Origin of the sequence: Exiguobacterium sp. USCH10 (assembly GCF_037619445.1) — a bacterium.
GTDB classification, from domain to species: domain Bacteria; phylum Bacillota; class Bacilli; order Exiguobacteriales; family Exiguobacteriaceae; genus Exiguobacterium; species Exiguobacterium aestuarii_A.
Genome location: NZ_JAQPZO010000005.1, coordinates 101,344 through 126,717 on the forward strand (window position 1 = coordinate 101,344; position 25,374 = coordinate 126,717).

A 25,374-nucleotide genomic window follows, 5' to 3' on the forward strand; every position below is an offset into this window, starting at 1 on the left:
TCCTTGGGGAGAGCGGGCAAGGCGAGACCCAGCAGCTGAAAGCGATGCGGCTCGCTGACCGCCCCAGGAAAGCGGTGTGCCGAAGGGAATTTCAAAAGAAACCTTTTTTGTTTGTAAAGTAGGTTAGTTCCAGTGAATTCATCATAATCGAAGCATTCTGAACATATGTCCTCTTTGTATTCGATTTGTCATTCAGTTGATTTTGCCTTTTGAATTGAGCGTTTGCTATAATCAATGGGTGTCGAAACGTGATGTTTCAAATAACAGGGCATCGGCTAAAGAGAAAACGATGCCATAATGAATTTGGAGGAACCCCCCATGAGTTGGAAACGAAAAGTGAAACGCGGTGTCTACCTAGGCATGCAGCGCGGCAAACGCATCGGTCGTCGGTTGATGAAAGGGACACAGACGCAAGTCCAGACGAGACAGTTCGTCGAGGTCGTCCCGTCTTGGTACGCACGTACATCTGCAAACTACGAACTCGATGGTGCAGCGCTCGTTTCAACGATGGCTGAGAAGCAATTTTTGACGTATGGCGAACGTGCCTCGTCGTTCCGCGGCGTCCCTGGCCCGGATTCGTTCCAGCTCAATCCGTCGATTCGTGAATTTGACGCGAGCTTGAACGTTGAAAAGAGTGGTGACATCGAAGTCACGCTACTCGTGATGTTGTATAACGACGAAGAACGGACGCGTGTCGTCCGTGTGAGTGACGGTGTTCGCACGACGGTCGCCCTTCGCGAAAACGAGACGAAGACACGCTTCGTCATTCAAACACAAGGTAAGGGGCGCGCCCTCATCCAATCACTCCTCGTCGATGGCCAACCGCTATGGAACGTGGAAGGGATGGGTAGTGCCGTTGCCGATGCCGACTTTGACGCGATGATCGAGCTGGATGCCTCAACGCTTGAATTAATCTCTCCTGTTGGACGCATCGTCGACTTTTCAGACGAGGCCATCATCGTGACAGGACAAGGTAGCCAGTACGAGCACTACGGCGTGCAAGAAGCGGCTCTTCCACACGTAGATACGAAGCGCGGCATCGACTTCTCGCTTGCCGACATGGACGACTATGTCTATCGCTTCTATTTAAAAGGAGATGCGTCTCAAACGGCGAAAGCGACATTGTTTGTGGCGACGTATGCACACGGTGAGCGCGATCAACTGATTGAAGTGCCACTCGGCTTCAGTAACGTCTTGAGCCTGACACCTAGCCACGAGTCGGTCCGCTACTTCATCCGCTTCTACGGTGATGGTGCGATTTCAGACCTTAAGCTTGGTGTCATCCGTGAGAATAGTGTCCGTCGTACGGAGCAGTTCGATTTAGATCCGACATATTGGACGATTCCGACACCGGAGTCGATTAAATTGAAACAAGATCCGAATGGTCTTCGTCTCGTATTGGACATCGAGCCGGACGTGCGCCGTTATGTTTCTTATATGGAGACAAATAACCGCTTCACGGTTCTCCCGAAAGAGAACCCGTATACGGTCCGACCGAACCATCGCTATCGCGTCACAGTCGATGGTGAGCTCGGTGCGAACACAGGCGTCGTCCTCTATATCATTTCGTACTCGCTGACAGAACGATTGTCGATGCAACAAGTCCAGCTCGGTAGCGAGAAGATTTTCGAGTTCGGGAAAGATGTCCGCTACCTCCGTTTCGCCCTTCGTGTGGATGGACAAGGTGAGACACTCGTCACAGGCATCCGCGTCAGTGAAGAGATTATCACCGACCGCACGCAAGTACCGGAATGGGTAGACCCGCGTGAGGCACGTCTATTTGAGACGACACCACGTGAGTTGCATGAGATGAAAGTCGCGGCCATCTTCGATGAGTTCACGACAGCATCGTATCGTCCGGAGTGTGAGTTGATCACCTTCTCACCAGACGATTGGCCAGCCGTCTTGGCTGACCGCCAGCCTGACTTCCTCATGGTCGAATCCGCATGGAAAGGGAACGACAAGACGTGGGAGAAGAAAATCGTCAAGTATGGGACGAACACGTGGGAAGACCTCGATGCACTTCTTGACTGGTGCCGTCTGAACAACGTCCCGACCGTCTTCTGGAACAAAGAGGACCCGATTCACTACGATCGCTTCATCGAGACGGCGAAACGCTTTGACTTCGTCTATACGACGGATGCGAACATTCTCGAGAACTATAAGCGCGATTGTGGGCATGACCGTGTCGGCGCATTGCCGTTTGCGGCACAGCCGAAAGAGCATAACCCAATCCGCCTTCCGGGAACACGTGAACCGTACGCTTGTTTCGCGGGCTCTTATTATGCCAACCGTCACGAGTCGCGTCGGATTGACATGGACCGCTTGTTCGCAGCTGCTGACAAGTATGGTCTCGTCATTTATGACCGCAACTACGAGATGAACCAGCGTGGCGAGACGGACCAACTTCAGTTCCCTGAACAGTTCCGTCAATCAATACGTGGTAGCTTGAAATATAATCAAATCGCAAAAGCGTATAAAGGCTTTAAAGTCATGCTGAATGTCAACTCGGTCAACGATTCACCGACGATGTTCTCGCGCCGTGTCTTTGAAGGACTCGCGTGTGCGACACCGGTCGTCAGTACGCGTTCGGTCGGTGTTAAACAGATGCTCGGCGACTATGTCTTCCTCGATGAGGGCGATGAGATGCTCGAAGAAACGTTCCGTAAACTGCTCACCGACGATGCGTTCTATGAGGACGTGGCGATGGGTGGCATGCGTCACGTGCTCAAGAACCACACGTACACGCAACGTCTCGCACAAGTCGTCAGCACGATCGGACTCCCGTATCGTGTCGACCATCCGAAAGTCGCGCTCGTCGCATTCGTCCGCTCGACAGAAGAGATGAACCGTGTCGTCGACACGTTCCGTGCACAGGACTACGAGCACAAACATCTCGTCGTCTTCCTCGACAAGTTCGAAGGACATTTAGACGTTTACGAGGCATACAACACCGAGGATATCTCGACATTCATGCTCAGCTACTTGCCGCAGTACAACGCCTTGTCTGAAATCATGGACGGCTTTGATTGGATGGCCTACATTCAGACGGCAGATTACTATGGTCCTTCTTACATCTCCGACTACATGTTGGCGACGCGCTATGCGGAAGCGAACATTTTGACGAAAGAGGACTACTTCACTTGGAACGATACGCTCGAGAAGGTCGATTCGGATGGCACATATCGCTATGTGTTCGACGCGACGCCTTCACGTTCGATCATGAAGCCGGACGTTCTCCGCTTCTATAGTGTCCGGGAAGCGCTTGACGTCCTCGCGACAGATGCGACGCTAAAAGAGTTGGCTCAATCCGGTGAACGAATCTTTAGTACAGACCCGTATCAATATGTAAAAGCAGGGAGCGAGATGCCAACAGCAGTCGCTCAGGAGGTACAATTATGACGACACCACTTCGCGTCCTCGTTTATGGGGATGTCAACTTAAACTTGATTGACGGGTCGGCCATCTGGCTGACTTCCGTCGTCTCGATGTTGAAGCAGGACCCATCGATTCACGTCGATGTCCTCCTCAAACGCTCAATCACCAAACCAGAAGTCACGGCGGGCATCAAAGAGTTGCCGAACGTTCGCTTCATCGATTTGTTCGGAGCAAACTCACCGAAGAAAGGGACACCTTATCATGAACGTGGCGTCCTTCAAGCGGATGAGGCAGCACAAGTGATTGATGAGTTGATGACAAAAGAAGGCTATGACTTGGCGTTCGTCCGTGGATTCCAGTTGGCGTACGATTTGTCTCAATATGAACAGACGATGGCGAAGACGTGGACATATATCACGGATTTCACTCACGACCATACACAAGCGTCGGAAGAAGAGCTCGCACGCCTTCGTCAGATTGCGTCGCGTTCGGCCCGTATGCTTTGTCAAACCGAGGCGATGAAGACGTACTTCGAGTCGTTCTTGCCGACGGACCGCCCGTTCTTGATTTTGAATCCGATGATTCCGAATGGAAAGGGGACGCAGCCGACGTTCACGAAACCGAACGACCGCCTCGTCTATACAGGGAAGTTCGCACCGCTTTGGTACACGACCGAGATTTTAGACGCATTCGCCAAGTTACGTGAGACGTATCCGGCCGAGCTCCATATTGCGGGCGACAAGTTCAACCAAGACCCGAACAACCCGAACTTCAAACAAGAGACGTTAGCGCGTCTGAAGTCGGAGGAAGGGATTCATTGGCTCAAAGGCATTCCGCGAGCGGACGTCGAGACGCTCATCGACCGTAGTGCGATCGGTGTATCATGGCGTCATCCAGAGCTCGACGCGAGTCTTGAGCTTTCGACGAAATTGCTCGAATACGGTTCGCTCGGAAAACCGGTCCTCTTGAACCGTAACCCGATGCACGAACTCATTCTCGGGGAAGACTATCCGCTCTTCGTCAACTCGGAAGAAGCATTCATCGAGAAGGCGCGTCTCGCGCTTACGGATGAGGATGTGTACGCTGACGCGGCGAAGCGTCTCTATGAGATGTCGCAGTATTACACGTTCAGTAACACGTATGCCCGTCTTCGTGACGAACTTTGGTCGATGAAAAAAATCAATCTTCTCTTCGCTGGTCATGACTTCAAGTTCTTGCGCCTGTTCATGGACTACTTCCAGAACAACCCGCGCTTCAACGTCTTGATCGACCAATGGGAAGGACATAAGATTCATGACGTGAATCACAGTAAGGCATGTCTCGAGCAAGCAGACATTATCTTCTGTGAATGGGGTCTCGGGAACGCCGTCTGGTACTCGCATCATAAGAAGCCGCATCAGACGATGATCGTTCGCATTCACCGCCAAGAGAAAGAAACACCGTTCCCACGTGAATACAACCTTCATAACATCGACCGCATCATCTTGGTGTCGCCATATATGCTTGAAGAGATGTATCGTCTCTTCCGCATCCCGCGTCACAAGATGACGATGATTTATAACGCTGTCGACGGGAAGCGTCTCGTCCAACCGAAAGAAACGGAAGACTTGACGTTCCACTTAGGGATGATCGGGGTCAACCCGAAACTGAAGCGCCTCGACCTCGCGCTCGATATGCTCGAAACGTTGTTACAAGATGACCCACGATACAAGCTCTTTATCAAAGGCCATCATCCAAACGACATCTACTGGATCAACAAGCGAGAAGACGAGCGTGCCTACTACGACCGCTTGCTCGAGCGATTGGAGCAACCAATCTTCAAAGAGAGCGTTCGCTTCGATGGACACGGGGATGACGTTCCGGAATGGTTGACGAAAATCGGCTTCGTGCTGTCGACGAGTGACTTGGAAAGTTTCCACTTGGCACCGGCTGAAGCGATGACGTCTGGTACGTATCCGATCATCCGTCATTGGACGGGAAGTGAGACGATCTATCCGGACGATGTGTTGATGGAAAACGTGTTAGAAGGCGTCGACATCATCCGTTCGTTCAAAGGGGATTCAGCACGTCTCTTGGAAGCGACAGAGGCCTATAAAGCGTATGCGCATCATCATTTCGCGATTGAAACGCTCGCTCCGAAATTAGAGGAGCTCTTACTAGCAGAACTGAATGCCGTCCATTCATAATCAGCAAGCCCGCCATCGCGGGTTTGCTTCTTTTGAAAACAAAGAGAAGGGGAGCATCCCATGAGTTATTTTTTGTATGAAGCCACTACCCGACACGTCGAGTTGACAGAGCGTGACGGGGTGACCCATGTGTTGTCGAAAGAACCGCTCGATGCACGCATCGGCTGGTTTGACGCAACACGTGACGAGCCACACGGTCACTATATCTCCCTTCAATTCGAAGAGACGTTCACCGTGTCGGTCCCATTCAATAACGTCATCCCGGTCTACTACACGACAGACCCGATCGTCGTCGGTACATCGCTCCGTCAAGTGGCAGAGCGGGCCGATAAAACGGAAGTGTCGTCTGAAGCTGTCTCGCAAATGCGATTTGTCGGTCATGTGTTTGGACGTAACACCCGTATCGAAGGCGTGAAGCGACTCGCAGCAGGCGAGCGTCTCACTGTCAAAGACGGGGACGTGACCATCGAGAAATGGGACGACCTGCCGATGGGAACGAACACGTTACGGGAAGATTTTGATGCGACATGGATCAAGGCGTTACGTCAATCGATTCCGCCTTATCAAACAGTGAATCTTCCGTTTGCGGGTTCGGCGTTTGACCTCGTCTTCACGAAACTTACACTCGAGGCAGGGAAGACGGTGCGCCTTCACGTTCCTTCATTAGATGGAAACGAGGCAGAACTGGCACGCCAACTATTTGAAGAAGCCGAACTTGTCGAGGCGGAGCCGCCGGTGACAGACATCCACTTGTCGCTATCGAAACGGGTAGCGCAGTCGTTCGATGTGACAGAAGGAAACTTGAGCGCGTATGAGTCGATTCCGACTGGACGGGCACGTGATACGGACTACGTTGAAATCGGGAAACACGGTTCAGACTGGCTCTACGGTAAGCATATTTTCTTAAAAGAGACGATGGATGAGCATGAGGCGAAACAACAGCTCTCGAGACGGGCGATTCGTCCCTTCGAAGGGTTTGGTGAAGCAGAGCGCGAACAAGTCGAGGCGATGCTAGAACGGTTGTTTGACACGTACGAAGACCGGGATTGGAGCGGACGTCTCGAGGCGGCGTGGTTCGAGTTGAAAGTGGAGCACTTCCATGCGTATGCACGACAAGGCTTCATGGATGAGATGTTGCTCGTTCAACCACTGTTCGACCGTGATGTGCTGCGCCATATTCTCGAAGCGCCATATGAATCGAAACGACAAGGTCACCTCATGAAGGTCGCCTTCGATGAGTTGTTCGGTCCGACACCTCCCCATCTGGTCAAAGAGAGTTTCGCATGGAGCGATTCACCGCTCTTGCCGACTGTGACGCCGGCACCATTGAACTGGCGGTTGATGCTCGATGCGGTCGTGCCGAGCCAAGTCGAACGGATGCATGAGCTCCTTCATGTGGAAGACTCCGTTCACCAAGCGATGCCGAAGGGCGACAAACCGAACCATCAGGTCGTGTCCATCTGGAATGACTGGACGGCGCAAAACTGGTCGCATTTGTTGGAAGAGACGGCGATTGAAGCGGAACAGGTCGCACTGGAAATTCCAGAAGCGCACCAACCGCGATCGGTGACGATCAAACCGTTCATCTATCACTATTTCGTCCCGTTCAACACAGAGTTGTTCAGCCTGAGAGAGAATCAATTCAAGGCAGAGGTCGACGTCGAGCCGTTACATGGAGAGAATGGATATATCCAGCTCTTCAACCAGAGCTTCAGTTCACCTCCGTCAAGTGAGTTCTTAAAGGATGCGACGCTCGGGAACGCACCGTTCATCCAAGTGTCAGGGACGATTGAATTGTTGTCAGACGAAGACACGTCAATCGAACTGTACATCATGCAATATGATGCGAAGAAAAACTTGAAGAAGGCAGCCTTTGGTCAAACGCTCCGGACGGGAGTGAACACGTTACAACAACGTGTCCCGAAAGAGTTGGACGCCAAGTATATGAAGCTCGCCATCAAATTCCAAAATGATCAACATGCGGTCCGTCTCCGAATGGGTGCATGGGACATAGAAAGCTGAGGACATCGAGTATGGAACGTCAACAAGTTGAATATGTAGAACGTGAGAATGCTTTTTTACGTGAGCAGTTGCAAATGATGACAGACCAGATGGAAACGTTGAAACAAGAAGTGCTCGAAGAGGGCGCGAAACAGATTCGAGGAAAAGAGAACACGGTTCAAAAGATGAAAGAACTCGAAAAAGAATTGCGTCAAGCCCAAGCGAACGCCGAAAAGTGGCGGAAGACGGCAGCTTCTGAGCAGAACAAAGTGAAAACGATGACGGAAGAAGTGGAGCGGATGAAGCATGTGATTGATCGTGCGAAAGCCATCCCGCTCGCCGGTAAGCTCATCACAAAGATTGAGCGTGAAGGGAATCCATCATGAAAACGTATGAGGAACAGCTAAACGACATCCAATTGGAGAAAAAGGCATGGGTCCAGACCGTCAATCGTCACTTTGAGACGATGCCGACCCCGAATTGGCTCGACGGTTCTTCCATCAAGCGTGGCGTCAGTGTCATCGTCGCTTCACATGATTCGGAAGAATTGTTGCGTGCTTGCCTTGCGTCACTAGAAGTCCAAACGATCCATGCCTCTTTGATTGAATGGGTCCTCGTCTTCAACGGTCCGAACCGTGAGGCATTGCGAGCCGTCAGTGAGTCGTTCGGTCGAGATGTCGACGTCGTCCGTCTCGAAGTCGAAGAGGCGAATGTCAGCATCGCCCGAAATCAAGGCATTGACGCGTCGACACGGCAGTATGTGACGTTTTTAGACGAGGACGATACGTTCAGCCCGACTTACGTCGAGCGACTATTCGAACAAGCATTACCGAATCGAATCGTGATTGCCGATATTCAAGACCGTAGTCCATCGGGCGAAGCACTTCCTTCACCCCTCCATCGGGAGTTCGAACGCCTGACAGGACAAGAGACGACGTACGAGCAAATGTCACAACTCCTGACGCTCAACGCGTGTAAACTTGTCCCAGCCGTCTATGCGAAACAAGTGCGTTACGAACCGACCTTAAGGAGCGGGGAAGATGTCGTTTATTTCTCAACGCTGTTCTCCACGTATACGCCTGAAGTGAAGATATTGCCTTCCGAGACGGATGCGATCTATTATCGCCAAGTGCGAGAACGTTCTGTCTCTCGCCAAGCGGTCAGCCAAGATTTCTCGGTCGACCAACGTCTTTCCGTCATCAAGCGGCTCGATGCCATTCCGACGAAAGAAGCCTCGATTCGACGTTTCATCGAGCGGAAAATCGACGCTCAGACCTCGATGATGAGTTTATTTTATGAGACGGTTCCTGAACAACGCGCGCATATCCGGACGTCAGTGCGGGAAGCGGCGCTTCGTTATTTTTCATTTAGTATATTGAATCAACATGCAGCGGAACGGGGGATTGTCATCGGCGAACGCCTCGAACAAGCCGGCGCACTCATTGCCGAATTCCCTGAAGACGTCGTCATCCGTGTCTATTTGATGGCACCGTATACGCGTCAAGAACTGCGAAGCCATGTGACGGATGAACAATTTGAGCGACTGACGTTTGCGAATATGTCGCTACCGAATTGGTCAATATTGCCTGAAGTTTGTTATAGTAGTGGGGATGTGCGTGCCGTCGCATTATGCACGGAACATCATTTAGGTGTAAAATCTTACTCGGTCCCATCCCGTTAATACAGTATTGTCATGAAAATGTAATTGCTTCTCAATTCGTATCGGGAGTATAATGGGTTTGATTTTTGGTGAAATCCTAAACAATATGAAATGTTTTGCAACATTCGGTGACACGTGTCACTAATCTATGGAGGTTATTTCAATTATGAAAGTTTGTACAATCGGATTAGGATATATCGGACTCCCTACATCAGCCGTTTTCGCCCAGTATGGCGTAGACGTACTCGGTGTGGACATTCATCAGTCCGTCGTGGATAAATTGAACCGTGGCGAGATTCACATCGAAGAGCCAGGTCTTGGTGAAGTCGTGAAAGAAGTTGTCGCAAACGGTAAATTCCGTGCGTCACTCGAGCCAGAAAAAGCGGACGCGTTCATCATCGCGGTACCGACACCAAACAACGACGACGAGCACAAATCATGTGACCTCACATACGTTCTTGAAGCAACGAAACGCGTGCTTCCACACGTTGAAAAAGGAAACGTCATCATCGTGGAATCAACAATCGAGCCACGTACGATGGACGACCATGTGAAGCCGCTCGTCGAAGCTGCTGGATTCACAGTCGGCGAAGACATCTTCCTCGTACACTGCCCAGAGCGCGTCCTCCCAGGACAAATCTTGCATGAGCTCGTTCACAACAACCGTATCGTCGGTGGGATCACGGAAGCATGTGCAGAAGCTGGTGCAAAAGTGTACGGCACGTTCGTCAAAGGTGAAATCATCAAGACGGATGCCAAAACAGCAGAGATGTCTAAACTCATGGAAAACACATTCCGTGACGTGAACATCGCCCTCGCGAACGAACTCGCGAAAGTATGTAACGCCCTCGACATCAACGTGCTTGACGTCATCGAGATGGCAAACAAACACCCACGTGTTAACTTGCATAGCCCAGGACCAGGTGTAGGTGGCCACTGTCTCGCGGTCGACCCATACTTCATCGTCGCGAAGCAACCAGAACTCGCGAAGATCATCAAGTTGTCACGTGACACGAACGTATCGATGCCTGCTTACGTCGTCGAGAACGTCAAGAAACTCGTCGCAGGACAAGACAACGCGAAAATCGCGGCGTTCGGCGTAACATACAAAGGAAACGTCGACGACATGCGTGAAAGCCCAGCGGTCGACATCATCGAGTTGATGCTCGCTGACGGCATGAACGTAGCCGTCCACGACCCACACGTCGAAGTCTCTTCTTCGAAACATTTCGACCTCGTCTCGAAAGAAGAAGCGATCCAAGATGCGGACCTCGTCCTCGTCCTCGTTGACCACAACGAGTTCAAAGCACTCGACTTCGCAGAATTGAACGGCGCGATGCGTCGCCCAATGATCTTCGACACGCGTAATATCGTGAAGGCCGATGACAGCGACCTTGCCGTTGTAAACTACGGAAACCTTTACAACTACGTCAACGGGAAAGTCACGTTGGCCTAAACCGTTAGGTGCCCAATATGATCAAAGCATCGAAACAAGTTTTCATTGAACTTTGGGAGAGTCTCTATCTCATTTTGAGACTCTCTGTTTATGAAACGAAAAGTCGTTACTCGATGCAGTATTTTGGCTACTTGTGGGAAATCATCACACCAATTATTCAAATCGCCATCTATTGGCTCGTCTTCGGATTCGGTTTACGTGCGGGTCGAGACGTTGGGGATGTCCCGTTCTTACCATGGCTCGTCTCAGGGATTGTGCCATGGTTCTTCTTTGGACCGGCCATTGTCAGCGGATCTCGATCCGTTTTTTCTAAGATTGCCCTCGTCTCGAAGATGAGTTTTCCAATCAGTACGATTCCGGCCTATGTCATTTTGTCGGAGCTATACCGACACGTGGCCATGGTCGTCATCGCCTTTATCTTAATGATGGCGTTTGGGATCAGTGAAGGATGGAACATCTTGTTCCTCCCGTACTTACTGTTTAGTGCGCTTGCGTTTTTATATGCGTTCGCATTGTTGACTTCCGCATTAGCCACAATCATCCGAGATTTTCAAAATTTGCTGTCACAAATTATTCGGATGATGCTGTATCTATTACCGATTTTTTGGCAACCGTCCGGGAAACTAGAATTGATTTTGATGGCCAATCCGCTCTATTACCTCGTGGAAGGCTATCGCTCGATGTTCCTCGGAACGGATTGGATTATGCAAAATCTCACTTATGGTCTTTACTTCTGGGGCTTCACCTTCGTGACGTTCCTCATTGGTTCAGCGATTCACGTGCGTTTCCGTCGCTACTTTATCGACTATATTTAAGGAGCAGTGACGTATGAGCTATCAAGTCAAATTCGAAAATGTCTCGAAGCGATACACGTTGTATCGTAAGCAAAGTGACAAATTGAAAGAAGTCTTGTTCAACCGTGCGAACGGGAAACAGTTTTATGCGCTTCGTAACGTGACGTTCGAAGTTCCACCCGGAGAGGTGGTCGGGATTTTAGGGATTAACGGTTCTGGGAAATCGACGATGTCGAACCTTCTCTCTGACGTGATTCCACCGACACACGGACGGATCGAGCTTCGAGGCAAACCGTCATTGATTGCCATCTCTTCTGGATTGAACGGCAATTTGACGGGGATGGAGAACATTGAACTGAAATGTCTCATGCTCGGGATGAACAAGCAGCAAATCAAAGACATTACCCCGGAAATTATCGAGTTTGCCGATATCGGCGATTTCATCGATCAACCGGTTAAAACGTACTCGAGCGGGATGAAGTCACGTCTTGGCTTCGCCATCTCCATCAACATCGACCCTGATATCCTCGTCATCGATGAAGCGTTGTCCGTTGGGGACCAAACGTTCACCGATCGATGTCTCGTCAAGATGAACGAGTTCAAAGATCAAGGGAAGACAATCTTCTTCATCAGTCACTCGGTTTCCCAAGTGCGTCAATTCTGTACACAAGCCATCTGGCTCGAGTACGGAGAGATTCGCGAATACGGACCCGTGGATGAGGTCGCAGACGAGTATATGAAATTCTTGAAATGGTTCCGCACGTTGGATGCGAAGCGTCAATCGGAATTCAAGCAACAGAAGATGGCGCAACGTACGACGATTGTGGACCAAGATGACGTCGGTGAGACGATTATCTTGCCACGAAAAACGCTTAAAGGAGAATCTGTATGATTAAAGTTATGACCGTATTCGGTACACGCCCTGAGGCTATCAAAATGGCCCCGCTCGTGTTAGAGCTCAAACAACGTGAAGGGATCGAACCGATTGTCGTCGTCACAGCTCAACATCGTGAGATGCTCGATCAAGTCCTTCAACTTTTCAAAATCACACCGGACTATGATTTGGACGTGATGAAGAAAAACCAAACGCTCTTCGATGTGACGACACGTGTCCTTCATGGACTTGATGAAGTCATGAAAGAAGCGAAACCGGATATCGTTCTCGTTCACGGTGATACGACGACGACGTTCGCGGCATCACTCGCTGCATTCTATAACCAGATTGCAATCGGTCACGTAGAAGCAGGGCTTCGCACATACAACAAGTATTCACCTTACCCTGAGGAAATGAACCGTCAATTGACAGGCGTCATGGCAGACCTTCATTTCGCTCCGACGGACACATCAGCTGAAAACTTGCTTCGTGAGAACAAGAAAGAAGCCGATATTTTCGTGACAGGGAATACGGCAATCGATGCCTTGAAGACGACAGTGCAAGATGACTACGACAGTGAATTGCTCAACAAAATCACAGGTCAAGACAAGCGTCTCGTCCTCTTGACGGCACACCGTCGTGAAAACCTTGGAGAGCCGATGCGCAACATGTTCCGCGCGGTTCGTCGTTTGATTGAAAAGTATGATGACATCGAAGTCGTGTACCCGGTTCACATGAACCCGATCGTACGCGAACTTGCTGGTGAAATCTTAAATGATTTAGACCGCGTTCACTTGATTGAACCGCTCGATGTCTTTGATTTCCACAACTACGCATCACGCTCGCACCTCATCTTGACGGATTCAGGTGGCGTACAAGAAGAAGCACCATCACTCGGTGTACCGGTTCTCGTTCTTCGTGACACGACAGAACGTCCGGAAGGCGTTGCAGCAGGAACGTTGAAACTCGCTGGAGTCGAAGAAGAAGTCATTTTCGAACTCGCCGATGAGTTGTTATCGGATCAAGCCGCATATGAGAGTATGGCAAAAGCGTCTAACCCTTACGGGGACGGGGAGGCGTCACGCCGAATCGTCGACGCAATCGTCGAACGTTTCACACGTTGATTGATGATAGACTGTCCCTCGGGGCAGTCTATTCTTTTTTTGAGAAAGGAGGGAATCCATGCTTTTCAGTTCAACGATTTTTTTATTTTGGTTTTTACCGATTGTTTTGATCTTATACTATGTATCTCCACGTTTTTTGAAAAACACGATTCTACTGATTGCCAGTCTTTTGTTTTACGCTTGGGGAGAACCGATTTATACAGCCGTTATGCTGACATCGATTGTGATGAACTATTTGTTCGGAATCTATGTTGACCGCTATCGGGAAGAAAAGAAGAAAGCGAAGTGGATCGTCGGGCTCATGGTCGCGGCCAACGTACTCCTGTTGTCTGTGTTCAAATATACGAGCTTCATCATTGAAAACGTGAACGCCATCACGGGGCTCGAATTGACCGACCCGAAAATTCCACTTCCGATCGGTGTGTCTTTCTTCACCTTTCAAGCGATGAGTTATGTGATCGATGTATACCGGAAGGATGGGAAAGTTCAACGGAACCCTCTCGACCTTGCTTTATACATCTCCTTATTCCCGCAATTGATTGCCGGACCGATTGTCCGTTATCAGACGGTCGCAGATGAGATCAATGATCGTAAAGAGACGATGGATGACTTTGCGAGCGGGGTGCAACGGTTTGTCATCGGTTTGGCGAAAAAGATGCTTCTCGCGAACAATGCCGGATATGTGGCAGATCAGATTTTCTCACAAAGTACAGACAACATGTCAATGGGGCTCGCCTGGATTGGAATTATCGCCTATTCGCTCCAAATCTACTTTGACTTCTCCGGGTATTCCGATATGGCCATCGGGTTAGGTCGGATGTTTGGATTCCACTTCCTCGAGAACTTCAACTATCCATATATCTCGAAGTCCGTCTCTGAATTCTGGCGGCGCTGGCATATCTCACTCGGTAGCTGGTTCCGAGATTACGTATACATCCCACTCGGCGGAAATCGGGGCAGTGCGTGGAAGCTCTATCGCAACTTAGCGGTCGTCTGGGTACTGACCGGTGTCTGGCACGGTGCGAGTTGGACCTTCATCGCATGGGGCGCCTACTATGGCGTATTCATCATGTTGGAGCGGGCCTTCCTCGGTGCTTGGCTCAAAGCGCTCCCAGCGGCACTTGCGCATGCGTTCACGCTATTTGTCGTTATCATCGGTTGGGTCTTCTTCCGAGCCGATAACTTCCCATATGCGCTTTCGTATTTGTCGGCGATGTTCCATTTGAACGGTGGACCGGTATGGGATCATGAAGCAATGTTCTACTTCGTTCAATACGGGGTGATTCTATCCATTGCGATGATTGCTGCGACACCGATCCCGAAATGGTTCGGCGAGAAGGTGCTCCTGCTTGAACAAAACAGTAGAAAATTGTGGGTCAACTACACGGCTGGCTTCATGCGCATCGGATTCTTGGCAACCATCTTTATCTTTGCGATTTCGTATGTCGTCGCGAGTAGCTTTAACCCGTTTATTTATTTCAGATTCTAACGAAAAAGTCGTTCTCACAATGGAGAACGACTTTTTATGTGGGTTCATTCAATTTTTCATGATACAGGTTCACGAACTCGTTCAAGTTGACGTTATGGATGAACAAGACGACGTCGATGTCGTTTTCAGTCACATAGGATTCGATGGAAGATTCGTCGAAGTGACGGACATCAATGACCGATACATGTCCGAAATGCTCAGGTAACAAGGTGAGCATCGGATTCGCATACGAGTCTTTCAAGATGAGCGTCCGTGTGTCATTGATCGGTTGTTCCTGGTCCATCGTCACGATTGGCCAGTTTCGATGGAGGAAGAGCGAATACATCTCCGTATACGTTTCTTCCGATTTGAGCGGCTTTTTATTGATGATGCTCGTGATTGGTTTACATGGTGTCGCCCGATTGAAGCAGACCGAACTCGGCGTGAATCCTTCTTTCGGTACCATCCATTCGAATGTGTCACCGTCTTTCACGTATTGGAGTGTCGTGCTTCGTGCGTACGAACCGTAGTAAGGTTGTTCATGCGTTTTCGTCCGAAGCTGGTTCGGTTTTAAGGTTAGACCCATTTCAGGATGATCTTTCGACATCGTGTTGACCGTCTGTGCGTAAGCCGCATAGGCCCCGTTCATGTTCCAGTGATAGTCGGTCTTGAAGAAGACGTCACTTAACTGTTGCGCTTCGTTCAATGACTTCCGATAGTCCATCACGTTCAGACCAGGCACTGTCGTCAATTGATCACGGACCGTTTTGTAAATACGAGGGGCTTCGTTGCCCATATAGTCAGGCATGTGAGGTTCGACGCTCGCCATCGAAGCCTTGTTCGGAGCGAGTCCGAAATACACCTCGGTGCCACGTTCTTCGAGTCGGGATGTAAACGTCGTCAAGTCGTTCACGAGCGTATCCGTATCAATCGACTCTTTCATCGGAGATTCCATCGTCCCGTCATCTGACACGTAAATCCCGTTTTTGACGGTTTGCTTAAAGACATCTTTATTTAAAAAAGCGTTTAAGCTGATCCAAGCATCGCGATTGAAAATTTGGTCGGTGACGAAAGACTCCGTTTGTTTCATATATGAACCTGACATGATGTGTGCAAATGTAGGAGAATCCGGGCTTTGTGCAAGCTTACGGTTTTCCATATCAGACACGTCTCGTTTCTCAGAAGAGAGCGTCAAATAGGCGCCTCCGACTAAAAAGGCGACAAAGGATAAAATCAATACGAGTTGAAGGATGATTTTTGGATGATTGCGTCTCTTTCGATTGGAGCGGGGGTCCTGTTTATGAGAATCAACGTTTACATTTTGCATAGAGAACTCCTTTGTTACTAGATTAATCCGAGTCCCATTCTACCATATATTTGCTTCTGTAACTGTAACAATTATGTATCAGCAAAGTGATACAAAAAACGTTTAAAGCGACATGACGTCACTCTAAACGTTTTAGTGAGCGGTAAAGCGGGCCGGTCCAATCGATGACACGAGTCGGGTTGCGGCACGTAAACAATCAAGCTGTCTTGCATACACACGACTCACATCGGCAAAAGCAGAAGGTAGCTGGTCTGAGTCGAGAGGTCCCTGTCGCATATAAAAGGATTCGTTGGCGCCGAGTGGTGTCGGATAGATCACGAACTTATAGTGGGACGGGTCAAGCTCAATGACTTCAATCTCTGCAAATAGTCGAGCATCACGTGTATACAAGAAGCGAGTGGATAACCATTTATCTGAATCTGTCATAGGTCACCTGTCCTCCTTCGAAATTCCTATCCTCTTAATCATAAAACATAATATGGATGATTCAAAATATTTTTTCATATTTATGTAATAATATTTACTTTAAATTGAAATTACGAGGCGTTACTTTATTTTTCAAAATATAAAAATAAATTCATGTTCTGTGATAAATATGATAAGTTAATATTTGTATAAAACGAAAAAAGGAGGTAAAGCCATGCAATGTCCTACTTGTTCCACTGACATAAATGGAAAAACGTTCTGTCCGAATTGCGGTACAAAAGTTGATCAAGCAAAGTCTAGTTCGACAGACATCGTTAAGAATAAGAAAAAATCAGCCAAAACACCTAAACGACTTAAATGGATTGTGGGAAGTTTTTTCGCACTCCTTATCGTTGCGGCAAGTACTTATTTTGCTACATATCAATTCATTTATCATCCTGAAAAGCAAATTGAAATTATCCGTCAGTCGATTATCGAAGAAGATGCGGCTACCTTTAGTGAGTATGCTCGGTTAAAAGGTGCGAAACTTGATGAGAAACAAGCGAAACAATTCATTGAGGGGGTAGTTGATGCCGATCTGGACACCGAAATAAGTGATTATTTGGAACGGACAAAACGATCGCTTGGTGCATCGAGCGGGGACTTACCTGTTCGCCTCGTTCGTGGCGAGAAACAGTTCGGCATTTTCCAAACCTATGTTGTTGAACTGATTGCTCAAACAATGTATGTATCTAGCAACTTCGAAGGCATCACCGTATCTTTGCCTGCTCCGTACGGTAAAGAGCGTCTCGTAACGGAAGAGGACACTGTAATTATTCAAGATGCTTTCCCGGGACAAGTTGAAGTCGCAGTATCTTATGATGGCCAATATGGTCAAGACGAAGCGATCGACACGTTCAATAGTCTCGCTTACAGTGACTTGGAAGAACCTTTTATGGTGACTTTCCAAGGATTGAGTGTTGAGTTGGATCAAACTTATCCGGATGCGACATTATACGTCAACGGAGAAGACACTGGCAAAACGATTGGGGATTGGAAAACGTACGGACCTGTACCGAAGCAAGGAGTCACGCTCAGCACGGAGATTGATACCGGATGGGGGCTTGTCTCTTCTAATGAAGTGTTGGCAAAACCTAACATGAAGCCGATTCAATTTGAACCGGTCGTCGATCGGACAACGATCAACTTCGCATATGACATGGTGAACACACACGCCCAACAATGGGTGAACTTTATTTATACGGAAGATTTAGAACAGCTGACGCTCGTCACCGATCCTGAATATTTAGCGCGTCAGAAAAAAACGTATGACACGATGAAAGAACTGGACCAAGAGTGGTATGGCAATTTAGACGGTGTCGAAATTATCAACCAAGCCACGAAAATTATCGAGTGGGAAGGCGAACCGGCGATCGAAACAGAAGCCATCATCTCAATTTACAGTCGCTTCACGACCGCTGGGGTCGAAGATGAACCGGAACGATTGGCAAAATCGCGTTTTCGTTATGTAATCGCCAATGAGAACGGCGAGTATCATCTAGTCAAAGCAACCTATTTAGAGTGAAAGAGGAGAGAGTAGACAATGAACACATGGAATCGGCAAGCCGAACACCTCGACCAATTTGAGACGATTCGTGATTTACAGCAACGAATGGAAAAAGCGAAGAAAGAGCGCGGACAGTTATTGCTAGACCTTGGTCAAAAACAGTATCGTGCAATGGTCCGAAACGGTCAACTTACAGAAGTGGAAGGAATCATGGAGAAAGACGCCTTGATCTATGAAGCGAGTAAGCGCATCAAAAATATGCAAGAGGCGATGAAACCACACCGTTGTACATCCTGTGATGCCCCATTAGAGAAGGATGCGAAATTCTGTGGTTCATGCGGGACAGCAGTGCCACAGCCAGATGTTCGACCAAAAAGTGCTTGTGCCACATGCGGAGCTCCACAACCGACAGATCATGCATTCTGTACATGTTGTGGAGGGCAATTGGAGGCAACGTTATGAAATATTGTCATCAATGCGGACATCCAAATGATGAGCAAGCGCAATACTGCGAACGGGATGGAGTACTCCTCGAATCAATGGATACGTCTTACAAATTTGAAATGCATCAAGGCGAATATTGTACGAGTTGTGGAAGTGCCCGTGAAGCACACCATGTGTACTGCGGGGCATGTGGACACCATACATTGGAACCGAAAATCGGTATCAATCGCGTTGAAGAATCATTGAAATCGGTTGCGGCCACAGGGTCACAAGTATTGTCTCAACTCAAGCGGGCGACCACCGCGCGTCAGTTACCGGATTATAAACAAGCGTTACAACGATTTAGCGTTCGACCTGATGCGTCAAGCCTTATTCGTGGTGCTGTGTTCGGAATGGTGTTTCTCGCAGTCGTTTCTGCATTTGCGGCATTCTTCCTCTCGCTCATCCCTTATGAAATTCGTTATGGATTGACCGAAGTGTTTGGAAGTGAAGCCTCCACGTTTAAGATGTTCTCGTTGATTGCGGTCACCCTCGTAGCGAATCTGTACTGGTCACTCAACGTCGAGAATTTGTTGTCTGTAGCCGATGAGCTAGACGATGAGTCGCTTTCTTTCCTTTCTCAGTATCCGATGGTGCTTGATGGAAGGCTTGGAAACTATTTCTTTGCGTTCGGTGGCGTTCTTCTCGTCATAGGACTTGCCTTCTTCTTGTTCCGTCATATCAAAACTTTTCAAGAAGGTTGGGGACGTTTCGTGGGGATGTTCCTCACTCTCGTTATAGGTCATGTATTCTTATCTCTATTTGCAACAGATTTGATCTTTATTGAATCAAATTGGATCGTAACCACGTTGACGACATGGCTCTCCTTTGCATTGGCGATTGGGATTGGCTTGCTACTCAGCGCCCGATTTGATGGAATTTGGAAAGCGGCTCAGCAAGGCGGACGTGCCATCATTACCGTGACCATTTTGACAACCCTCATCGGAGGCACTTATCTCGGCTATCAGATGGTGAAACTGAACGAACTTTCATCTGATATGATAGGTTATTACATCGGGTCAGAGAGTACAGAAGTCGCAGTTGGGCAAGGACTCGTCGCGAACTGGCAAACAGTCGGACACGGTGGGACGCAAGAGGTAGAGATCCAGTCCCCGATTCTTTCTTTATCGATTGGCAGTTCCCCATTTGGGTCAGCCACTCCAAAAGAAATTGAGACATCAGTCTATCAATTGGGTGATGGATTCTCAGATTTAGAGTATATGATTGAAGATATGGTTGAATATGGTGAATTTCCTCGTGAAGGTTACGCCGCAACGAAGGAGCTCCCGACATTATCCCCTTCTGTTATCGGATTAATTCGTCAAGCGGCTGAAGCTTCATATGCTCAAGACGATGTGGAGTTAGAACGTCTTTACAATGAAGGAATCTTTTCTTGGTTTAAAGTATTAGTCTTTGTCAACCTCTTGATTTATGCAGCTTTCGCTTATCGAACTGTCGTTTCTAAAGAGCGGTTGCTGGCGTTTGTCGCTGCGCCATTCTTGATTTATTTGATTTGGCAATGGTTCCTTGGCGGCGGAATGACGTTCACTGTTGGAGAACGTGACGTGTTTGCGTTATCGATTCATAATTTTAGTTTTGTAGGGGTGTTGATCACCCTCGGCATCATGACTGCTGGTGGTTCAATCGGTTGGTTGTTCGGTCGAAATCGTGCTACACGTTCATAATGATATAGTAAAAGTCAGGGCTCATAGGAGTCCTGACTTTTGCCTTTAGTACGTCTCTTCTTCCCGTGATAATTCTTCGGAACCAAGGTTTCGTTGGATTTTTAAATAGCCATCTTGATAAGCCACTGCGTATGTCGTTTCGAAAGAAGCAATCACGCTAGAGTCCTCTTGGATGATTCGATACGTTTCAAACATTGTCACGATTGCGATCTCATCGTCTTTTACAGTATCTCGGGGCTCACCCTCGACAGTTAATGATAAAAGTCTTGTCTCAATTTGATCTTCAAGGATACTACGTTCGAATAATGTATTTTCTAAATAATTGAGCGTATTTTGTTCGAACTCAGAATTTGGTGCCAAAAACGGTTCCACGCCAGAGACGGATTGCTCATAAGTAGCTGATGTAAAAGCCTCCACGAAATTGTACATAAATTGCTCGACTTCAGTCGACGAAATATCTTCAAAGAATGTACCTGTGATAATTTCTGTTTCTGGTAATACTTCTGGTTCTTCCGTATCTGCAGGATTTTCAGAATGTTCGGGCGTGGTAGAGGCGGAGAATGATTGTTGTTTATCCGGTTTTGAGGCAGTATGAGGAGGGGAAGGATTGTCGCCCCATATCCACCAGCCGACTGCTGCTGCACTTAAGAACAACAGGGTGAGTAATACAAATGGAAGCTTCCTCCGTTTGGTCGAAGTAACAGCAATTCGTTCTCCACATTGTGGACAATGTGACTGTCCTCGTTTGAGTGGAGTATTACAGGAATGACAGCGAGACATAATATAACCTACCTTATCCATTTTTTTCTTAATTTTACATGATGAAAAAAGGATATGGAAGACTAAAGATTAGAGGGAAGTGTGATGATGTTTCAAAAAGTAGCGGATGGAAGCTACATTCATGTATTGATTCTTGGAGCGAAAGTCAACGGCACCACTCCGTCGAGAGCGCTAAAGCATCGGATTGACGTCGCGGCTGACTATGCGAAGATACATCCGCATGTCGAGCTGATTGCAACAGGAGGACAGGGTCCTGACGAAGGCATGGCCGAGGCACTTGTGATCGAACGGGAACTGATGGCACGAGGCATTGAACCACACCGGATCCATGTTGAAGCGACCTCTACCTCAACGATTGAGAACTTTCAGCACAGCCGACCGTTTTGGGAAGGCGAGACGGGGCTCACCATCGTGACGAATGACTTTCATGTCCCGCGGGCACGTCTCATTGCGAAGCTCTATTTCCAACTCGAGAGCGATGCCCTGTATGCACCGACTCCGCCACTAGCAAAAGGGCGATACGTGATCCGTGAGGTGTTAGCTTATGTGAAACTACTTGTCCGCTATCTGTTCAAAGATAAAAACTAGGCTCTTGCATCCGCAAGAGCCTAGTTTGATTGACAGCCGATTTCTTGATTTAAAACCTCACCGAACGCTTCGGCGCCTTCCACATTCAGATGGACGCCGTCGCTCTCGAAATAAGATTCCTTCCCGACGGATTGACCATGCCAATCGATGAGAGAAACGTTCTCGTGAAGTTCGCTTGCCCGAGCGAGCTTCTCATTGACCTCGCTCTCCCACGGACGAGGGACACGGGTGTTGATTAAATAAATATGGTCCGCGCGCTCGAACTGTTTGAGGAGCGTGTCGAGTTGGTCCATCTTGAACGCCCCGTTCGTTCCGAGATGAAGGAAGACGACATGACCTGGCGCGTTATACGATGCATACTGAGATGCGACCGGAATGGCATCGCGGACTTGGCGCCCGATTTCAGCATCGATGGTCATGTTCGGAAACGCATCTGCCAAGTATTCGTTCAATCCGAGCATGACCGAATCACCGATCGCGAGCGCTGGTGGACAACTCTTTTCCTCTGGCGTTTCAGTTGGTGGCGGCGTCACGTCTGTGGTCGCTTCTTCCGAATCATCTGTTTCAGGTTCTTTCGGCACATCAGGTGTCTCTTCCTTTGGCATCGGTACTTTCACAATCGGAATCTCATCTTGTGCCGGCTTCGATTCAGAGAAGGCTAAGATGGTCAAGTTGCCGACGAGTACGAGTGAGAGTGCCGTCGCGCAAGCCGTAGCCGCGAAACGGGCACTTGGATGCGTCGGTGTCGAGACGAGTTGACGGAACGAGGCGATGAATCCGTTCCGACGAATCGGCGTCTCAATAAAGCGATATGACAATTCGGCGATCAACAACGTGAGCGCGACCTGACCGACCGCAAGGAGCGGTGAAAACGTTCCAAGTCGTTCGAGCGGTGTCGACAAGATGATGATCGGATAGTGCCATAAATAAATCCCGTACGTTCGCGTACCGATCACACGAAGCCAAGCGCTTCCAAATAGGCGTGACCAGATCGTCGCCGGATGGGCGACCGCGGCAATCAAGATTGCGGACAAGAAGGCGACGAGCAAGAAGCCACCATAATAGAGGAACGCGTCATACGCATTCACCGTGACGATGATCCCGACGATTACGATGAGAGAGATTGCACCAGCCACGTTCAAAATATGTCGTCCGATGTTTGGGATGACCGCTTTGAACGTATCTGGTCGCCAGCCGAATGCGAGCATGGCACCCATGAGCAGACCGAACAGGCGGGTATCCGTCCCGTAGTAGACACGGCTCGGGTCCGCTTCTGGAACGTAGCGGAACGCCATCCATGTCGCGGAGACGATTAAGAGTGCTGCGACCAATTGAAGCAACCGTTTCCGGAAGGCGAGGCCGACGAGTAAAATGAGCGGCCAGACCGCGTAAAATTGTTCTTCAATGGAGAGGGACCATAAGTTTTGAAGTGGTGACGGTTTCCCGAAGCTCTCGAAATATGACACTTCATGGAAGATGTACCACCAGTTGTTCACGTAAGCGAGCGCGGCGAGTGAATCTTGTCGTACCGTCTCAAGCAACGAGCGGTCAAAGAGCGTGACGTATGTCATCACGAGCGACAACATCAAGACGAGCGCCGGGAGCAATCGACGGAAACGGGCGATATAGAATCTTTTCAAGTCGATCGTGCCGGTTTTCGTCCACTCTCGAATGAGGATGCCGGTAATCAAATAACCGGACAGGACGAAGAAGACATCGACACCGAGGAATCCCCCGGATATGTAAGGTACGTTTAAATGATATATAATGACAGCCAAAACGGCGAACGTGCGTAAGCCGTCCAGACCGGGCATATACGTTGTATGTTTAAGTGGTTTCATGCCCCCACTTCCTTTCTAGTCAAAGCGGACATTTCCCTTTTTTTAGAATCCATTCTTCAGTATAACGAGTGGGGGAGAGGGAATGGTTTCAAAAGATTAACAATCAAATGAGCAAAAAAATCCACAAAAAAAGGGACGCAAGGTCCCTTAGTGATTACACCAGATTGATCAACATCCCACCGATGACGCCAGCGATGACGAGTGCCCAAGGTGGTAATTTCCAGTAGGCGATCATGACGAACAAGAAAGCGGCAAAGACGAAGTCGACCGCACCGTTGACGGTACTCGTAAAGATTGGGCTATAAAATGCCGCAATCAAAATACCGACGACCGCAGCGTTCACCCCAATCAAGGCTCCAGCGACTTTCGGGTTGTGTCGAAGCGCATCCCAGAACGGGAGTGCCCCAAGAATGAGCAAGAACGCCGGCAAGAAAATGGCGACTGTCGCCAAAATCCCACCCGGAATCCCATTGATGACTGTCCCGAGGTAGGAAGCGAATGTGAACAATGGTCCCGGAACAGCCTGTGCGGCACCGTATCCTGCGAGGAACGCTTCTTCACTTAAGAAACCTGCAGGGACGAGTTCACGCTCGAGAAGCGGCAAGACAACGTGTCCGCCACCGAAGACGAGTGCACCGGCGCGATAAAAACTATCGAATAAGGCGATCGCTTGGTTTTCAAACGTTTCCCGTAAAATCGGTAAGATGACGAGAAGTGCCCCGAATACCGACAGCAAGACGGCACCGAGCCGTTTTGAAATCGGGAACGTACTTGATTTCGCATCGAGACGATCTGGCTTGAACAATAAGAACCCAGCGACAGCAGCAACGAGAATGACGAGCACTTGGCTGAACGTCGTCTGCCAAAGCAATACGCCGGCAAGCGCGAAGAAGGCAATCGTCTTCGTCTTTGGATCAGGTGTGAGTTTACTCGCCATGCCTAAAATCGCATGGGCGACGATGGCAACGGCAACGACTTTCAAACCGTATAACCAACCGGCATCAGAGACGTCGAGACCGGATAGGACCAAAGCAAACAGCATGAGCGCGATGACCGACGGGGTCGTGAAGCCGATGAACGAGGTGATCCCACCTAATATCCCGCCGCGGACAATGCCGATGCCAATCCCGACTTGCGAACTCGCGGGGCCGGGCAAGAATTGACATAAGGCGACGAGGTCGGCGTATGCCTTCTCATCCATCCATTTGCGCCGTCTCACATATTCCTCATGGAAATAGCCAAGGTGGGCGACCGGTCCGCCGAACGATGTCAGCCCGAGCCGGGTTGAAACGAATAAAATCTCTAGTAACGTCTTGAACGTCACACGTTGTGTCGTCATGTCTTCACTCCTTAATTTCTTTAAATAACTCATAAGCTTTTTGACGGGCTTCTTGTAACACGGAGAGCCCTTTTTCGGTCGTCACATAATTTTTGCGGACGTGTCCGTCGACGTTCTCGTTTTCGCGAACGAGGAGGCCATCCTTCTCCATCCCGTGCAAAATCGGATAGAGCGTACCGGCACTGATTTCATATCCGTGCTCTCTTAATTCATCGACCATCCATGCCCCGTACACCGGATGTTCAGCGGCATGATGCAAGATATGGATGTGGATGAATCCGAGGAACAGTTTCCGCAGGACGCGATCTTCCATACGTGTCATCTCCTTCATATCGAATTTCGATATCGGTTTTCGAAAACAGTCTAACAAACGAGTGAGAAAGTTACAAGCACGCTGTCTGCAGTTTACAAAAACTTA

19 protein-coding genes and 1 pseudogene are annotated in these 25,374 nt (G+C 49.1%); 14 read left to right on the forward strand and 6 right to left on the reverse strand.

Annotated features, from left to right (window positions below):
- Positions 1 to 318: 318 nt before the first annotated feature.
- From PQI28_RS09815 to PQI28_RS09860, 10 genes and pseudogenes are all read left to right on the forward strand, one after another.
- Positions 319 to 3,402, forward strand: a complete 3,084-nt coding sequence (locus PQI28_RS09815) for a CgeB family protein (protein WP_214761562.1) — start codon at positions 319 to 321, stop codon at positions 3,400 to 3,402.
- A complete protein-coding gene (locus tag PQI28_RS09820) occupies positions 3,399 to 5,564 on the forward strand; it encodes a glycosyltransferase (RefSeq protein ID WP_339963174.1) in 2,166 nt (721 codons plus the stop codon). Before PQI28_RS09815 ends, PQI28_RS09820 begins: the two co-directional genes overlap by 4 nt.
- Before the next feature lie 60 nt (positions 5,565 to 5,624).
- Positions 5,625 to 7,586, forward strand: coding sequence for a hypothetical protein (locus PQI28_RS09825; protein ID WP_339963175.1), 1,962 nt, complete (start codon positions 5,625 to 5,627; stop codon positions 7,584 to 7,586).
- Between the two features lie 11 nt (positions 7,587 to 7,597).
- Positions 7,598 to 7,951 (forward strand): hypothetical protein, encoded by a 354-nt coding sequence (locus PQI28_RS09830; protein ID WP_214761556.1) that lies wholly within the window; start codon positions 7,598 to 7,600, stop codon positions 7,949 to 7,951.
- Positions 7,948 to 9,246 carry a glycosyltransferase gene (locus PQI28_RS09835; RefSeq protein ID WP_339963176.1) on the forward strand — a complete coding sequence of 433 codons (1,299 nt, stop codon included), beginning with the start codon at positions 7,948 to 7,950 and terminating at the stop codon, positions 9,244 to 9,246. The genes PQI28_RS09830 and PQI28_RS09835 overlap by 4 nt, the downstream gene beginning before the upstream one ends.
- 145 nt (positions 9,247 to 9,391) lie before the next feature.
- On the forward strand, positions 9,392 to 10,681 hold the full coding sequence (locus tag PQI28_RS09840) for a nucleotide sugar dehydrogenase (protein WP_214784195.1): 1,290 nt from the start codon (positions 9,392 to 9,394) through the stop codon (positions 10,679 to 10,681).
- 17 nt (positions 10,682 to 10,698) lie between these two features.
- The gene (locus tag PQI28_RS09845) at positions 10,699 to 11,496 is read left to right on the forward strand and encodes an ABC transporter permease (protein WP_214784192.1); all 798 of its coding nucleotides are present in this window, start codon (positions 10,699 to 10,701) and stop codon (positions 11,494 to 11,496) included.
- A 13-nt stretch (positions 11,497 to 11,509) separates the two neighbouring features.
- A pseudogene (tagH, locus tag PQI28_RS09850) lies at positions 11,510 to 12,283 on the forward strand (teichoic acids export ABC transporter ATP-binding subunit TagH); the annotation flags it as partial.
- Positions 12,284 to 12,363: 80 nt separating this feature from the next.
- Entirely contained in the window at positions 12,364 to 13,473 is a 1,110-nt protein-coding gene (gene wecB, locus PQI28_RS09855; protein ID WP_339963177.1) for a non-hydrolyzing UDP-N-acetylglucosamine 2-epimerase, read from the forward strand.
- A gap of 58 nt (positions 13,474 to 13,531) precedes the next feature.
- Positions 13,532 to 14,962, forward strand: a complete 1,431-nt coding sequence (locus PQI28_RS09860) for an MBOAT family O-acyltransferase (RefSeq protein ID WP_214784189.1) — start codon at positions 13,532 to 13,534, stop codon at positions 14,960 to 14,962.
- Between the two features lie 34 nt (positions 14,963 to 14,996).
- Here PQI28_RS09860 and PQI28_RS09865 read toward each other — a convergent pair whose 3' ends face one another.
- Together PQI28_RS09865 and PQI28_RS09870 are read right to left on the reverse strand one after the other, a co-directional pair.
- Positions 14,997 to 16,268 carry an alginate O-acetyltransferase AlgX-related protein gene (locus PQI28_RS09865; RefSeq protein WP_339963178.1) on the reverse strand — a complete coding sequence of 424 codons (1,272 nt, stop codon included), beginning with the start codon at positions 16,266 to 16,268 and terminating at the stop codon, positions 14,997 to 14,999.
- 132 nt (positions 16,269 to 16,400) lie between these two features.
- The gene (locus tag PQI28_RS09870; RefSeq protein ID WP_339963179.1) at positions 16,401 to 16,694 is read right to left on the reverse strand and encodes a hypothetical protein; all 294 of its coding nucleotides are present in this window, start codon (positions 16,692 to 16,694) and stop codon (positions 16,401 to 16,403) included.
- A 214-nt stretch (positions 16,695 to 16,908) separates the two neighbouring features.
- Here PQI28_RS09870 and PQI28_RS09875 point away from each other — a divergent pair, with 214 nt between their 5' ends.
- Genes PQI28_RS09875 through PQI28_RS09885 form a run of 3 tightly spaced genes read left to right on the forward strand, consistent with a single transcriptional unit; the run spans position 16,909 to position 20,408 of the window.
- Positions 16,909 to 18,258 (forward strand): TcaA 3rd/4th domain-containing protein, encoded by a 1,350-nt coding sequence (locus tag PQI28_RS09875; RefSeq protein WP_339963180.1) that lies wholly within the window; start codon positions 16,909 to 16,911, stop codon positions 18,256 to 18,258.
- 18 nt (positions 18,259 to 18,276) lie between these two features.
- Entirely contained in the window at positions 18,277 to 18,702 is a 426-nt protein-coding gene (locus tag PQI28_RS09880) for a zinc ribbon domain-containing protein (RefSeq protein ID WP_339963181.1), read from the forward strand.
- A complete protein-coding gene (locus PQI28_RS09885) occupies positions 18,699 to 20,408 on the forward strand; it encodes a zinc ribbon domain-containing protein (protein ID WP_339963182.1) in 1,710 nt (569 codons plus the stop codon). The genes PQI28_RS09880 and PQI28_RS09885 overlap by 4 nt, the downstream gene beginning before the upstream one ends.
- 45 nt (positions 20,409 to 20,453) lie before the next feature.
- Here PQI28_RS09885 and PQI28_RS09890 read toward each other — a convergent pair whose 3' ends face one another.
- Positions 20,454 to 21,188, reverse strand: a complete 735-nt coding sequence (locus PQI28_RS09890) for a zinc ribbon domain-containing protein (protein WP_339963183.1) — start codon at positions 21,186 to 21,188, stop codon at positions 20,454 to 20,456.
- A gap of 87 nt (positions 21,189 to 21,275) precedes the next feature.
- Between PQI28_RS09890 and PQI28_RS09895 the strand changes: the two genes are divergently transcribed.
- Positions 21,276 to 21,776, forward strand: a complete 501-nt coding sequence (locus tag PQI28_RS09895; RefSeq protein ID WP_339963184.1) for a YdcF family protein — start codon at positions 21,276 to 21,278, stop codon at positions 21,774 to 21,776.
- Positions 21,777 to 21,796: 20 nt separating this feature from the next.
- Here PQI28_RS09895 and PQI28_RS09900 read toward each other — a convergent pair whose 3' ends face one another.
- The 3 genes from PQI28_RS09900 to PQI28_RS09910 all read right to left on the reverse strand — a co-directional run bounded on the left by PQI28_RS09900 (position 21,797) and on the right by PQI28_RS09910 (position 25,269).
- Positions 21,797 to 23,617, reverse strand: coding sequence for an acyltransferase family protein (locus tag PQI28_RS09900; protein WP_339963185.1), 1,821 nt, complete (start codon positions 23,615 to 23,617; stop codon positions 21,797 to 21,799).
- A 154-nt stretch (positions 23,618 to 23,771) separates the two neighbouring features.
- Entirely contained in the window at positions 23,772 to 24,956 is a 1,185-nt protein-coding gene (gene chrA, locus PQI28_RS09905) for a chromate efflux transporter (protein ID WP_339963186.1), read from the reverse strand.
- 4 nt (positions 24,957 to 24,960) lie between these two features.
- Entirely contained in the window at positions 24,961 to 25,269 is a 309-nt protein-coding gene (locus PQI28_RS09910; RefSeq protein ID WP_339963187.1) for a PadR family transcriptional regulator, read from the reverse strand.
- Between the last annotated feature and the right edge of the window lie 105 nt (positions 25,270 to 25,374).

Coding starts and splice junctions, on each gene's coding strand:
- PQI28_RS09840 (WP_214784195.1), top strand. CDS start 9,392: ATGAAAGTTTGTACAATCGGATTAGGATATATCGGACTCCCTACATCA.
- PQI28_RS09885 (WP_339963182.1), top strand. CDS start 18,699: ATGAAATATTGTCATCAATGCGGACATCCAAATGATGAGCAAGCGCAA.
- PQI28_RS09830 (WP_214761556.1), top strand. CDS start 7,598: ATGGAACGTCAACAAGTTGAATATGTAGAACGTGAGAATGCTTTTTTA.
- PQI28_RS09890 (WP_339963183.1), bottom strand. CDS start 21,188: ATGTCTCGCTGTCATTCCTGTAATACTCCACTCAAACGAGGACAGTCA.
- PQI28_RS09875 (WP_339963180.1), top strand. CDS start 16,909: ATGCAATGTCCTACTTGTTCCACTGACATAAATGGAAAAACGTTCTGT.
- PQI28_RS09820 (WP_339963174.1), top strand. CDS start 3,399: ATGACGACACCACTTCGCGTCCTCGTTTATGGGGATGTCAACTTAAAC.
- PQI28_RS09835 (WP_339963176.1), top strand. CDS start 7,948: ATGAAAACGTATGAGGAACAGCTAAACGACATCCAATTGGAGAAAAAG.
- PQI28_RS09895 (WP_339963184.1), top strand. CDS start 21,276: ATGTTTCAAAAAGTAGCGGATGGAAGCTACATTCATGTATTGATTCTT.
- chrA (WP_339963186.1), bottom strand. CDS start 24,956: ATGACGACACAACGTGTGACGTTCAAGACGTTACTAGAGATTTTATTC.
- PQI28_RS09845 (WP_214784192.1), top strand. CDS start 10,699: ATGATCAAAGCATCGAAACAAGTTTTCATTGAACTTTGGGAGAGTCTC.
- PQI28_RS09860 (WP_214784189.1), top strand. CDS start 13,532: ATGCTTTTCAGTTCAACGATTTTTTTATTTTGGTTTTTACCGATTGTT.
- PQI28_RS09900 (WP_339963185.1), bottom strand. CDS start 23,617: ATGAAACCACTTAAACATACAACGTATATGCCCGGTCTGGACGGCTTA.
- PQI28_RS09880 (WP_339963181.1), top strand. CDS start 18,277: ATGAACACATGGAATCGGCAAGCCGAACACCTCGACCAATTTGAGACG.
- PQI28_RS09815 (WP_214761562.1), top strand. CDS start 319: ATGAGTTGGAAACGAAAAGTGAAACGCGGTGTCTACCTAGGCATGCAG.
- PQI28_RS09865 (WP_339963178.1), bottom strand. CDS start 16,268: ATGCAAAATGTAAACGTTGATTCTCATAAACAGGACCCCCGCTCCAAT.
- wecB (WP_339963177.1), top strand. CDS start 12,364: ATGATTAAAGTTATGACCGTATTCGGTACACGCCCTGAGGCTATCAAA.
- PQI28_RS09870 (WP_339963179.1), bottom strand. CDS start 16,694: ATGACAGATTCAGATAAATGGTTATCCACTCGCTTCTTGTATACACGT.
- PQI28_RS09825 (WP_339963175.1), top strand. CDS start 5,625: ATGAGTTATTTTTTGTATGAAGCCACTACCCGACACGTCGAGTTGACA.
- PQI28_RS09910 (WP_339963187.1), bottom strand. CDS start 25,269: ATGGAAGATCGCGTCCTGCGGAAACTGTTCCTCGGATTCATCCACATC.